Origin of the sequence: Shimia sp. MMG029, assembly GCF_027947445.1 — a bacterium.
In the GTDB taxonomy this organism is placed as follows: domain Bacteria; phylum Pseudomonadota; class Alphaproteobacteria; order Rhodobacterales; family Rhodobacteraceae; genus Shimia.
In genome coordinates this window covers 600332-613351 of sequence record NZ_JAQJIM010000001.1, presented here as the reverse complement: position 1 = coordinate 613351, position 13020 = coordinate 600332, and the positions used below count along the sequence as shown (strand labels likewise).

The window sequence follows — 13020 nt, the reverse complement described above, 5'->3', positions numbered from 1 at the left end:
GCTAAGCTCAATTGAATTTCTATGGTCATTGACAGCTCATGTTGTTTCAAAGAATTGCGGCTATTCTCATCAGCCTCTTGGCCTTCACAGCCGCGCTCCATGCGCAGTCGGAAGCCTTCGGAAAACTCCGAGCCCTTCAAAGCATCACCTCTCAAGAGGCTCCCAAAGAAGTTGGCGTTGGCGTTTTCATCGATCAAATCACCTTTGTGGACCAACAGGCCGAAAATTTCGGCGTTGTCGGCACATTGTTTCTACAGGTGGACTATCCCGAACTGGCTTTTGATCCGGAAGAACATGGGGCTGAATACAAAGTATACAGCGCAGAAGACTTCGCCGAAGCCATTTTAGAAACCGAAACTTTCCCGCCCTATTTCATCTTCCGAAATCAACAGGGACGCCGCTTCACGCAGCAATCAACAATCGTGGTCTCCGCAACAGGCACCACACATTACGCCGAACGGTTCACCGCAACCTTCCAGGCCCCACATTTCAACTTTCGCAGATACCCCTTTGACAAACAGGTATTTTTTATCGAAGTCTCCTCTCTTCTCCCCAGTGAATTTGTAGAGTTTTACCCGCTGGAAGAAAAAACAGGCATGGGGGATCTTCTGGGCGAAGAAGAATGGATTCTGGCCAACCCCAGCATCGCCGCCAGCACTGTCGCCGGGATTGGCGAACGGGATACCTCGATGGTGGCACTGCGCTTCACGGGCAAGCGCCATGTTCAATATTACATGCTGCGGATCATGCTACCCTTGATCATCATCCTCTTTGTAACTTGGGCCACTTTCTTTCTGGAAGAATACCGCCGCCGCATCGACATGGCCTCCGCCAACCTGCTGGTGTTTGTCGCCTTCAACTTTGCAATCTCCACCATGCTGCCAAAGCTCGGTTATCTCACGTTCATGGATTCCCTGCTCGCAGGAATGTTTGTCATCACCGGCTCAACAGTGCTTGTGAACATCATGCTCCGACGCATGAAAACCACCGGCCGCGAAGCCCTGGCGCGCAAGATCGACACCTATCTGGTGATCTGGGTCTACCCCATCCTGCACGGCATCTTCCTGTTCTGGGCCGTGAAGTTCTTTTTGATCTAAGGTCAGCTCAGTCCACGTTGGCGCGATAAAATTCCACAACCGTCTCTACGTCTTGCTCATGCAAGAAAACGAATTGTGTCGAGCCCATATAGTTGCCGTAGTCAGTGCCGTCGCAGCTTTTTGCGCTGGTCACAAAGCTCTGGCGGGTTTCCTCGCTTGTTCTGACAAGCTCGATCATTATAGAGTGCTCTCCCTGCCGTTCATCCGCATCCAAATTCTTTATGAACTCATAGGGAATAGCCATTTCGACCACCTTAGCCTGACCATCCGAGTAGCAGTGCCTATTGTATTGCTCTAAAATCGTGAGCGCGTCAGAGCCAAACGTCAGCGACGTCAGAATTTCGCCATCACGAACTATTCGGGTAAACTCAAACGCACGCGGGAAATCGCTGCCTTCATCTGCGTGGCCTTTCGTACAAGTAACGCTGAAAACCGCAACTTTGAACAAAGTGCACAAATGTTTCTTAAAGGCAGAAGCAAACACTAAACGCATCTTTCTGGTTCTCTGAGACGATTTGAAAAAGAAGCTTGAGTAAAAAATCAGCTCAGCGGCGAAAACGGCACGATCTCATAGCTGCCATCTTTGTGAAAGCTGCAGAAGCTGCCCGGCGGCACCGCTTCCCAGCCGTCTTCGGCGGGCACCAAAGGCTCACTCACCACAGCGCGGCCACTGCGGCTGTCGCTGATTTTGTGATAGACTGTGGGGGCGCGATCGTCTGAAGCGTAGCGGATCGCGTAAAGCGTCTCACCATCGGAAAACGCTGTGGCCAGCCGCATGTGTGGCGTGCTGCCCCGTTCGCGGCTCATCCGTTCCAAAATGCCCACAGCAATTTCCATCGCCTCGCGTGGATTGTCCTGCAAGCCTTCGGTCAGCCCGAGGAGAAACAGCACTTCGCTGTCCGTTGCGCCTTTGCGTTCCTGATACAGTTCATCCGGGATCAGCATATCCGCACGGCGGCGGAAATTCTCAAATCCCCCGATCTGCCCATTGTGCATGAAGGACCATTTGCCCACCGCAAAAGGGTGGCAATTGTTGCGGCTGGTGGCAGTGCCGGTGGAAGCCCGCACATGGGCCAGAAACAGCGCCGATTGCACCTGCGCGGTCAGCGAGCGCAGATTGGGATCAGACCAGGCCGGATGTGTATCGCGATACAGCCCCGGTTCCGGGCGGCTCCCATACCACGCCAGACCAACGCCATCGCCATTGGTCTGGGGTTTGCATTCCGTTGCCTGCATACTTTGCTGGATCAGCGAGTGATCTGGCCGCGTGACGAGATCTTCAAGATAACAGGGGTGCCCAATATAGGCGGCCCAACGACACATCTGGCCAGTCTCCTTACTGTCAGTCGGTGGTCTCAACCACCATCAATTCGCGCTCACTTGCGCCGCGCGCATGGTTCAGTGCTTCTTGATATTCCGGGCTGTGATAACAGGCCACCGCCGCGTCCACATCGGGGAACTTCGCCACCACATTGCGGGGGCGCTCTTTGCCCTCAAGCTGCACAAATTTGCCGCCACGCGCGATGAACTCGCCGCCATGTTTGGCAATCGCAGGGCCTGCCAGCTCTGCGTATTTTCCATAGGCCTCCGCGTCGGTCACGGTGACATGTGCAATCCAAAGTGCGCCCATCTGGCTCTCCAATCCTGTTGTTCTGCCCGACACTCTAAGCGAATTGCCGGGCAGTCCAAATAGAATTTGACCAAATGGTCAACCTGCGATCACCGCTTCAGCAGCCGCAAAGGCTTCGTCTGCTTTGGAGGCATCTTTGGCACCGCCCTGCGCCATATCCGGGCGACCGCCGCCGCCCTTGCCGCCCAATGCGCCCACGGCGGCGCGCACCAGATCCACAGCGCTCAGGTCGCCTTTCAGATCGTCCGTAACGCCCGCAGCCACAGCCACTTTGCCATCGGTGTCCGCAATCAACAGCACCGCACCGCTTTCCAGACGCGCCTTATGCTCGTCAATCAGCGGCGGCAGATCTTTGCCGGACACACCTGAAAGCACCTGTGCAAAGAATTTCACACCGTTGATCTCTTTGGCTTCCGGGCCCGCGCCCTGCCCTGAACCGCCAGACATGGCCAGCTCACGACGCAGAGTGGCCACCTCGTTTTGCAGCGCCTTACGCTCATCCAGAAGCGCTTTCACACGATCCACGATGTCAGCCGGCTGCGCCTTCAGCGTACCGGCCACTTCGGCCACACGTTTGGCTTCACGCTCCAGATGCGCAAAGGCCACTTCCCCTGTCAGCGCCTCGATCCGACGCACACCCGCAGAGGACGCGCTGTCAGACAACAACACAAACACACCGATATCGCCGGTCTGTTTCACATGGGTGCCGCCGCAAAGCTCAAGCGAATAGGTATCGCCATTGAGACCTTTTCCGGTGTTGGCACGGCCCATGGAAACAACACGCACCTCATCGCCATATTTTTCGCCAAACAGCGCCTGCGCGCCCATTTCTCGGGCATCATCCGGGGTCATGATCCGGGTTTCCACCGCGGTGTTCTGACGGATATAGGCGTTCACCTCGAGGCCAACTTTGGCCAGCTCTTCCTGGCTCAGTGCTTTGTTGTGGCTGAAATCAAAGCGCAGACGGTCATCCGCGTTGAGCGAGCCACGCTGCGCCACATGTTCGCCAAGCGCATTGCGCAGGGCTTCATGCAACAGGTGGGTCGCCGAGTGGTTGGCACGGATCGACGTGCGGCGCGCATGATCCACGATCATCGCCACAGGATCACCCTTGGAAATCGCACCACGCGCGACTTTCACCTTATGGGCAATCAACTTGCCATCAGCAAACTTCTGAACATCGGTGACATGGGCAAGGTGATCACGGTTTTCCAGACGCTCGACCAATCCATGGTCCGCAACCTGACCACCGCTTTCGGCATAAAACGGCGTCTGGTTCATCACCAGCCAGCCTTCTTCGCCATCCGCCAGCGCCTCCACAAGCGCGCCGTCTTTCAGCACGGCCTGCACCTGACCTTCGGCGGTCTCGGTGTCGTAGCCCAGGAACTCGGAAGCCCCGTTGTCCTCGGCAATATCAAACCAGATCGCATCTTCGGCCACATCGCCGGAGCCCACGTGGGCCGCTCGCGCTTTGGCTTTCTGCTCCGCCATCGCGGCGTCAAACCCGTCGGTGTCAACCTCACGGCCCTTCTCGCGCAGCGCATCCTGCGTCAGGTCGAGCGGGAAGCCGTAAGTATCATAGAGTTTGAAGGCCGCTGCACCAGACAGCGGTGCGCCTTCCTCAAGACCACCAAGTTCATCATCCAGCAGCTTCAGACCACGGTCCAATGTCGCTTTGAACTTGGTCTCTTCCTGCTTCAGCGTCTCTTCAATCAACGCCTGCGCCTGTCCCAGCTCCGGGTAGGCTTGGCCCATCTGCTGCACCAGCGACGGCACCAGCTGATGCATCACAGGATCTTTCGCCCCGAGCAGGTGCGCATGGCGCATCGCGCGGCGCATAATACGACGCAGCACATAACCACGGCCATCATTAGACGGCATCACACCATCCGCCATCAGGAAGGAGGTGGAACGCAAATGGTCTGCGATCACGCGGTGATGCACGTTTTGGTCGCCATAAGGATCGGTCGAGGTCACATTGGCGGAAGCCTCGATCAGTGCCTTGAACAGATCGGTGTCATAGTTGTCGTGGCTGCCCTGCAGCAACGCGCCGATCCGCTCCAGCCCCATGCCGGTGTCGATCGACTGCATGTCCAGCGCCTTCATCGAGCCGTCTTCAAACTGCTCGTTCTGCATGAACACCACGTTCCAGATCTCGATGAAACGGTCGCCATCTTCCTCAGGGGAGCCGGGAGGGCCACCCCAGATGTGATCGCCGTGATCATAGAAGATTTCCGTGCACGGACCACAGGGGCCAGTTGGCCCCATCTGCCAGAAGTTATCAGAGGTGGCGATGCGGATGATCCGCTCTTCTGCCACGCCCAGCTTCTTCCAGATCTTAAAAGCCTCGTCATCGGTGTGATAGACGGTGGTGTAGAGCTTATCCTTCGGAATGCCGAACTCTTTGGTAATCAGCTCCCAGGCAAACGGAATAGCGTCATCTTTGAAGTAGTCGCCAAACGAAAAGTTGCCGAGCATCTCAAAGAAGGTGTGGTGGCGCGCGGTATAACCCACGTTGTCCAGATCGTTGTGCTTGCCTCCAGCGCGCACACATTTTTGCGACGTGGTCGCGCGCTGATAGTCGCGTTTTTCCACACCGGTGAACAGATTTTTAAACTGCACCATGCCGGAGTTGGTGAACATCAACGTCGGGTCATTGCGTGGCACCAACGGGCTTGAGTCTACAATCTCATGGCCCTGTTTGGCGAAGTAATTCAAAAAGGTCGACCGAATGTCGTTTAAGCTGGCCATGGGGGTCTCTCAACCTGTGCGTTTCGATATCGAAGCGGGTTTATAACCCCCACGCCCGCCTGTCCACATGTCAAAGCCCGCTTGGCGGAATTGGACTCATATCTGGTCGATTTTCCGCATCACATCACCAGTCCGCACAACACCGTCCTGTTCAATGCTGCACAAAATGCTGCGCAAACGGTATTTGCGATGTTCCGGCGCGCGCACCCAGTCATACACATCGCTCCCGTATCGCGCCTTCCACTTCACGCAGCCATCATTGAACACCTCAGACACCCGCAACACAGCGGTGCCCACCGACAAAAGCTGCCCCTCCGGCAGGTTCGCTTCGGTCATGTCCAGATCGACGGCAAAAGTGTCTCCGGGATGAAGCACGTCCTCATCTGGCGACCACACAAGATCGAGCACCCGCTTGGGGATCACACAGACTTGAATGCCCGGATGGGGATCACCTGCCTCGGTGCGGATCCACGGCTGTGTCATCCACCGCTCACCGGGAATGCCCTGTGCCTTGGTCAGGGTGATTTCATCCACAAATTTGCGCGTGTTACGTTCGGGGCGCAGGCACAAATGCGAAATGGCCGCCCCGTCTTTGGGAGCGGCCAAAACATGCGGCAAAGCCCGCATCAAATCTTCACATGACGGGATCAATCTTCCAACAGCTCATCATCAACAGGTGGCATGTCAAAATCCAACCCATGTGCCGCGCGGATCTTATCTTCGATCTCCAGCGCCATACGTGTGTTTTCCTTCAGGAAGGTCTTGGCGTTCTCACGCCCCTGCCCGATCCGCTCATCACCATAGCTGAACCAGCTGCCAGATTTCTCCACCACGCCGGCTTTCACGCCCAGATCCAGCAGTTCCCCCATTTTGGAGATGCCTTCGCCATACATGATGTCGAATTCGACCTGCTTGAAAGGCGGCGCCACTTTGTTTTTCACCACTTTCACGCGGGTCGCGTTGCCAACCACCTCGTCGCGGTCTTTCAGCGCGCCAATGCGGCGGATGTCCAGACGCACAGAGCTGTAGAATTTCAGCGCGTTACCACCGGTTGTGGTTTCCGGGCTGCCAAACATCACGCCGATTTTCATCCGGATCTGGTTGATGAAGATCACCATGCAGTTGGAGCGCGAAATAGAGCCGGTCAGTTTCCGCATCGCTTGGCTCATCAAACGCGCCTGCACACCCACGTTGCTGTCACCCATGTCGCCTTCAAGTTCGGACTTTGGCGTCAGCGCCGCAACCGAATCGACCACAACCATGTTTACAGCCCCAGACCGCACCAGCGTGTCTGTAATCTCAAGCGCCTGCTCCCCGGTGTCGGGCTGCGAAATCAGCAGCTCGTCCAGATTGACGCCAAGCTTCTTGGCATACTGCGGGTCAAGCGCATGTTCCGCATCCACAAAGGCGCAGACGCCGCCCTTTTTCTGCTCTTCTGCAATGCAGTGCAGCGTCAGCGTGGTCTTACCGGAGCTTTCCGGACCATAAATCTCGATAATACGGCCCTTAGGCAGACCGCCGATGCCCAACGCAATGTCGAGGCTCAGGGACCCTGTCGAGGTCGCCTCGATCTCTTGTGCAGGGTTGTCGGCGCCCAGCTTCATGATGGAGCCTTTGCCGAACTGCCGCTCGATCTGTGCCAAAGCGCTGTCGAGCGCCTTCTGTTTATCCGGGGATGAGGATTTCTTGGAAGTCATTGTCAAAAGATCTGCCGTTGCCATTTTGCTTGGTTCCTTATTCCACACCCGCACGCGGGCGGCAATCACTGCCTGTGTTCACCTCTTGTTCCAACACCTTATGAGATCAAAAGGAGAACAAATCAATAGAAAAGAATGAGAACATCTTCCGTAGAAGCTGGTTAACAACTAGTTTACGGATCAATAATAAGTTGAGACAAACCACAGCGAGGCCGCGCAGATGCTTGTTTTCTGGAACAAAAAACTTGTGTTCCTATCGGTGCCCAAAACCGGCACAACCGCGATCGAGGCGGCCTTGGCCCCTGTTGCGGACATGGTGATTTCGAATCCCCCAGAGCTGAAGCATGCGCCTATTTATCGCTACAACCGCTTCTTCCGCCCAATGTTTGAACGCGCCTGCAACCGCGATGACATGGAACTTATGGCCGTCATGCGCGAGCCTGTCAGCTGGCTCTCCAGTTGGTACAGATACCGCCGCCGCGACAGTATGCGGGGCCATCGCAACTCTACACATGATGTGAGCTTTGACGAATTTGTGCAGGAATACATGAAGGGCGACAAGAAAGCCTCCTTTGCAAATGTCGGAAGCCAGGCCAAATTTCTGGAGCCGCGCCCCAATGGCGTGCAGGTGGACCACCTTTTCCGCTACGAAGATCAAGCCAAATTGCTTACCTTTCTAGAGGAACGGCTGGGCCAAAAAATCACACTGGAGCAGCGCAACAGCTCTCCGGCGATGCCACTGGATCTGCCGGAGAAGACGCTCGCAAAACTGCGCCGCAAGTGTGCCGCAGAGTTTGAACTCTACGAAAGCCTTTCCTAGCTGTTGATCCGCGCTTGCACAGCTTCCGTCAGATCTCCAAGCGAAAACGGCTTGGGCAGGAAGCTTGAGTTTTCAATGCGCGATTGATCATCGGAAAAACTGTCTTCGGCGTAGCCAGAGACAAAAATCACGGGCACATCAGGGTATTCTGATCGCGCCTGACGCACCCAGGTTGGGCCATCAATGCCCGGCATGATCACGTCGCTGACAAACACATCCACCTTGGGCTGCTCTGCCGCAAGCAGCTCAAGCGCTTCTTCCCCGCTCGCCGCTTCAAGCACAGTAAAGCCGCGCATCTTCAGCGCCCGCGTCGCAAAAGAGCGCACCGGCGCTTCGTCTTCCACCAGAAGAACAACACCGCTGTGCTCAACAACGGGCAAGTCCGGGCGCGCATCGTCAAGCTCCGGAACAAACTCTTCGGCGGATCCAAACGCCGGGAACATCAGTGTAAATGTCGTCCCCACGCCTTCTGTACTGTCCACAAAGATAAAGCCGCCGGTCTGCTTCATGATGCCATAGGCAGTGCTCAACCCGAGCCCCGTACCTTCCCCCGTACGCTTGGTGGTGAAGAAGGGTTCAAACACTTTTTGCAATTTATCTTGTGCAATTCCAATGCCTTGATCAGCAACCTTCACCGTCACATATTTGCCGACAGGCACGACAACGCGGTCACGCTCCAGTGGTTGGTCCAGTGTCACTTCTTCCGTTGTGACCAGGATTTCACCGCCATCCGGCATCGCATCACGCGCATTGACAACGAGGTTCATCAAAACCTGTTCCAATTGGCGTTTGTCCGCGCGGATGGATGGCAGAACGGGGTCATTGCTCAGCGACAGCGCCACACGTTCGCCCACCAACCTATTGAGAAGATGGGTCAAATCCGCGAGTATGTTACGCAAATCAAGCACTTCAGGCCGCAGGTTCTGCTTGCGCGAAAAGGCCAACAGCTGCCCAACCAGCGCAGCGGCGCGATTGGCATTCTGATTGATCTGTATAAGGTCAGCATAGTCCGCATCCCCTTGATCATGGCGCAACAACAACAGATCGCAATGCCCTGAAATTGCAGTTAAAAGATTGTTAAAGTCATGTGCAACACCACCCGCCAGCTGGCCAATGGCCTGCATCTTCTGGCTTTGCACAAACTGCGCCTCCAAAGACTTGAGCTCCGTGGCATCGCTCAGCACCGCGATAAGTGACCCCACCCCCCCTTCCGCAATCCGGTTGAGGCTGACCTGCACAATCACCTCTTTGTCGTCGCGCTTAAGACGCAGGAATTCGCTTTTCTTAACCGTTTTGCCCTGAGCGGTCTCCACCAGCCAGTCACGTATTGAGCGGCCGAGCCCCTCCATCAAATCGCTCATCACAGTTTCAGAGGTGATCTCAAGATGAATGAGCCCCCGCGCAGCCCGGTTGGCCAGAACAACACGGCCTTCAGGCTCAATCTTCAAAATCGGCACGGGCAGTTCTTCAAACTGCATCGTGCCATCACGTGTCACAGGCGTGTCGCTTGGAAGCAGATAAATTTCGCGGCGCCCGGCAGTGGCATCGAACTGGGCCACCATACACTGCTGTTCACCATTGGATGTGTACACAACGCTCGCGTCACGCGGATGCTTCACCTCCGGTCCAAACACATCAACCAGCGTTTTTTTGCGTTCGCCAAGCAAACCACGCGCAGCCGCATTCATGAACAAAATCGTTCCAGTACGTCCAGCCGTCAGCATTGGCAGTTTCGGCATGCCTGTCGCGGCAGCGCCTTCTTTCGCTGGATGCGTTTTTTGCAAAACCCAAAGCAGCAATCCCGACGAGACCACCTGAACTTTAAGACTTAACGTATTGTCACGAATTATCAAATCACCTTCAAAAGATCCGTCTTCCAGACACTTTGAAATGGCTTCCTGCGCCTTATGTTCCGCATCCAGCACATAGCCGGCCAGCGCATCTTCAATGGTCGGACGTGTCTGAGAGCCCGCCTGTGCCGCCTCATTGGCATAAAGCACGCCGCCACGCATATCTGACACATAGATCTGATCAGTGTCCTGTGCATACAACTGCGCCAACAGGTCCACCGCCGCACGTCGAGCAGACCTCCGCTGCACCGAGACAAGCATCGTCACACCACAGGCAAAACCGGTCAATCCACTCGCCAAGATCATGCTCAGACGCAGCAAACCGTCGTCCAAAAGGAACGCTGTCCCCACCATCGCGACCGCTGCGATCGCTAAAATTCCAGCATGGTGAGACGGGGCCGCTTTTGAGGGGGAATGCACCTTCGCGGCATCGGTCTGAGTGGACACGTGAACACCTATAGTCATTTGTTGTGGTTAATATGAATATATTAACCTTAATCGCAGATTAATGGTGATCGTAAACTGACGCTGTTTCGCTATTTTTTGCGAAGAACCGCGCCAAAGAAACCATCGCCGCCATCTTCAAACCCAAATTGGCGCACCCACTCTGTTTCCCAGCCGGGGTGGCGCTGATGAAATGCTGCAACCTGTGCTTGGTTTTCCGCTTTCAGAAAGGAACATGTTGCATAGGCCAGAACGCCGCCCTCTGCGACCAACGCCTGCGCCTTGTCCAAAATGTCAGCTTGGGTTTTCAGCAGCGAGTCCAGATCACTCTGCTGAAAACGCCATTTTGCATCCGGTGTGCGCCGCCATGTGCCACTGCCCGAACAAGGCGCATCACACAGCACCAAATCATACGGCGCGTCTTTCTGCGGCGCATTGGTAAGTGTTACCTTCACACCTGCCCGTTGCGCGCGTTCAAGCAAATCCGCCATCCGGCGCGGGGCAGCATCATGGGCATAAAACTGGCCAGCCACACGTCCTGCCATGGCCAAGGTTTTGCCGCCACCGCCGGCGCAATAGTCTAGGACTTTCATGCCTTTGTTCAAGGGCAACGCAGAAACCATGGCCTGGCTCGCAGCATCCTGCAACTCGACCGCGCCGCTCAGATAAGGCGCAGCTTGCCGAATACGACGTGCCCCCTGCGTGACCTCAAGTGCTGTCTCCACAAGACCAACAGGCCGTGTTTCAATTCCTGCCGCCGTGAGCACCGCCTGTGCATCCGCCACCGAGGATTGCGCCAGATTGACTCGCAAAAACACAGGCGCCCGTGCGCGCATCTGCGTCAAAGTGGTCTCATACGCCGCGCCAAGGCTGTCTTTCAGTGGCGCAATCAACCACTCAGGCACATCGGCAGGCAGTGTTCCCTGCGGCGTAGTGGACGCAGCGATCTCTGCCGTACTCAAGGCATTGGGCGCATAGGCAGCCCCAGAAAACAGATCGTCCAGATCCACCTCTTGTGCCCGAAGAACACCAATCATCAAGGCGCGCCCGCTTAGTCCGCCGCCCAAATGGGCCGCAGAGTTGCGCTGACGCAAGGCATCAAACACATGATCGCGAATGGCTGCCCGGTCCTTGGACCCGGCGAACCGGCTGCGCCGCGCCCAGCCGGTCAGTGCTTTTTCCGCTGGCGCGCCTTCAAGGATCTGATCCAGAACCTCAATCGCCGCCTGAACGCGCGCCGCAGGTATCATCAGCCGATCCGATAGTTAGGGGCTTCGCGGGTGATCTGCACGTCATGCACGTGGCTCTCTTTCAGCCCCGCACCGGTGATTTTCACAAATTTGCAGTTCTTGCGCATCGCATCGACGGTGGCATTGCCGGTGTAGCCCATCGCCGCGCGCAAACCGCCCACCAGCTGGTGGATCACCGTGCCTGCCGGACCTTTGTAAGGCACCTGCCCCTCAATTCCCTCCGGCACCAGCTTGTCGCTGGCAGCGTCTTTCTGGAAATAGCGATCGGCCGAGCCACGCGCCATCGCGCCAAGGCTGCCCATACCGCGATAGGATTTGAACGAACGGCCCTGATAGAGGATCACCTCACCGGGGCTTTCATCCGTGCCCGCAATCATTGAGCCGACCATGGCGCAGCTTGCGCCTGCGGCAATCGCCTTGGCAAAATCACCAGAGAATTTGATGCCGCCATCCGCGATCACGGGCACATCGCCTGCCGCCGTGGCACAATCATCAATCGCTGTCAGCTGGGGCACACCCACACCGGCCACCATCCGTGTGGTACAGATCGAACCCGGCCCGATGCCCACTTTCACCGCATCCGCACCCGCGTCAATCAATGCACGTGTCGCGTCGCCCGTGGCCACGTTGCCCGCAATCACCTGCACCGCATTGCTCTGCGCCTTGATACGTTTCACCGCCTCAATCACACCTTCAGAGTGGCCGTGCGCCGTGTCAACAACAACAATATCAACCCCTGCGTCAATCAGCATCTCAGAGCGCGCAAAGCCGCTGTCGCCCACAGAGGACGCCGCCGCAACCCGCAAACGGCCCAGATCATCTTTACAGGCGGTTGGGTTCAGCACAGCCTGCTCGGTATCCTTCAGCGTCAGCAAACCGGTCAGCTTGCCCTGCCCGTCATGCACCAACAGTTTCTCAATCCGGCGCGCCCGCATCAGGCTCTTGGCCTCTTCCAGATCCGCAGGCTCTGCCAGCATCGCCAGATCATTGGTGGTCATCATCGCATGAACAGGCGTGTCATCGCTCTGGGCAAAGCGCATGTCGCGGTTGGTCACGATGCCCACCACACGGCCTTCTTCGTCCACCACAGGGAAACCGGTAAAGCGATAGCGCTCAATCAGCGCCTTGGCATCTGCCAGTGTCTGGTTCGGGGTCAGCGTCACAGGGTTATAAACAATCCCGCTCTCAAAGCGTTTCACCCGGCGCACTTCGCGCGCCTGCGCTTCCGCATCAAGGTTCTTATGGATCACGCCCATGCCGCCCGCTTGTGCCATGGCGATGGCCATCCGGCTTTCGGTCACTGTGTCCATCGCGGAGCTCAGCAACGGAATGTTCAGATCAATGCTTTTTGTGACCCGAGTGCGCGTATCCGCCGTGGCGGGCAACACCGCCGACGCAGCTGGAACAAGTAGAACATCATCGAAGGTCAGCGCCTCACGAATCTCCATCGCAAATCTCCTTTGGGGAACCTCGTTTGGCAC

General features: G+C 56.5%; 11 protein-coding genes. 2 read left to right on the top strand and 9 right to left on the bottom strand.

All coding sequences use genetic code 11. The features are described 5' to 3' along the window. Window positions 1-38: 38 nt before the first annotated feature. Entirely contained in the window at window positions 39-1097 is a 1059-nt protein-coding gene (locus PJL69_RS02965; protein ID WP_271308324.1) for a hypothetical protein, read from the top strand. 7 nt (window positions 1098-1104) lie between these two features. On the opposite strand, the gene PJL69_RS02960 is transcribed toward PJL69_RS02965, so the two are convergent. The 6 genes from PJL69_RS02960 to recA all read right to left on the bottom strand — a co-directional run bounded on the left by PJL69_RS02960 (window position 1105) and on the right by recA (window position 7199). Continuing rightward, entirely contained in the window at window positions 1105-1590 is a 486-nt protein-coding gene (locus PJL69_RS02960; RefSeq protein ID WP_271308323.1) for a hypothetical protein, read from the bottom strand. A 47-nt stretch (window positions 1591-1637) separates the two neighbouring features. Continuing rightward, complete coding sequence (locus tag PJL69_RS02955) at window positions 1638-2420, bottom strand: class II glutamine amidotransferase (RefSeq protein ID WP_271308322.1); 783 nt, start codon at window positions 2418-2420, stop codon at window positions 1638-1640. Between the two features lie 19 nt (window positions 2421-2439). Then, the gene (locus tag PJL69_RS02950; protein WP_209095567.1) at window positions 2440-2727 is read right to left on the bottom strand and encodes a DUF1330 domain-containing protein; all 288 of its coding nucleotides are present in this window, start codon (window positions 2725-2727) and stop codon (window positions 2440-2442) included. Between the two features lie 78 nt (window positions 2728-2805). After that, window positions 2806-5478, bottom strand: a complete 2673-nt coding sequence (gene alaS / locus PJL69_RS02945) for an alanine--tRNA ligase (protein ID WP_271308321.1) — start codon at window positions 5476-5478, stop codon at window positions 2806-2808. Between the two features lie 96 nt (window positions 5479-5574). Then, window positions 5575-6105 carry a hypothetical protein gene (locus tag PJL69_RS02940; protein ID WP_271308320.1) on the bottom strand — a complete coding sequence of 177 codons (531 nt, stop codon included), beginning with the start codon at window positions 6103-6105 and terminating at the stop codon, window positions 5575-5577. A 20-nt stretch (window positions 6106-6125) separates the two neighbouring features. Beyond that, a complete protein-coding gene (gene recA, locus PJL69_RS02935; protein WP_271308319.1) occupies window positions 6126-7199 on the bottom strand; it encodes a recombinase RecA in 1074 nt (357 codons plus the stop codon). Between the two features lie 196 nt (window positions 7200-7395). Between recA and PJL69_RS02930 the strand changes: the two genes are divergently transcribed. Further along, entirely contained in the window at window positions 7396-7995 is a 600-nt protein-coding gene (locus tag PJL69_RS02930; RefSeq protein WP_271308318.1) for a sulfotransferase family 2 domain-containing protein, read from the top strand. Here PJL69_RS02930 and PJL69_RS02925 read toward each other — a convergent pair. The 3 genes from PJL69_RS02925 to guaB all read right to left on the bottom strand — a co-directional run bounded on the left by PJL69_RS02925 (window position 7992) and on the right by guaB (window position 12987). Further along, window positions 7992-10292: an ATP-binding response regulator gene (locus tag PJL69_RS02925; RefSeq protein WP_271308317.1), complete on the bottom strand. Its 2301-nt coding sequence runs from the start codon at window positions 10290-10292 to the stop codon at window positions 7992-7994. The two genes, PJL69_RS02930 and PJL69_RS02925, sit on opposite strands and share 4 nt — an antisense overlap. Window positions 10293-10381: 89 nt before the next feature. After that, the gene (locus tag PJL69_RS02920) at window positions 10382-11539 is read right to left on the bottom strand and encodes an RsmB/NOP family class I SAM-dependent RNA methyltransferase (protein ID WP_271308316.1); all 1158 of its coding nucleotides are present in this window, start codon (window positions 11537-11539) and stop codon (window positions 10382-10384) included. Continuing rightward, the gene (gene guaB, locus PJL69_RS02915) at window positions 11539-12987 is read right to left on the bottom strand and encodes an IMP dehydrogenase (protein WP_271308315.1); all 1449 of its coding nucleotides are present in this window, start codon (window positions 12985-12987) and stop codon (window positions 11539-11541) included. Before guaB ends, PJL69_RS02920 begins: the two co-directional genes overlap by 1 nt. Window positions 12988-13020 lie beyond the last annotated feature (33 nt).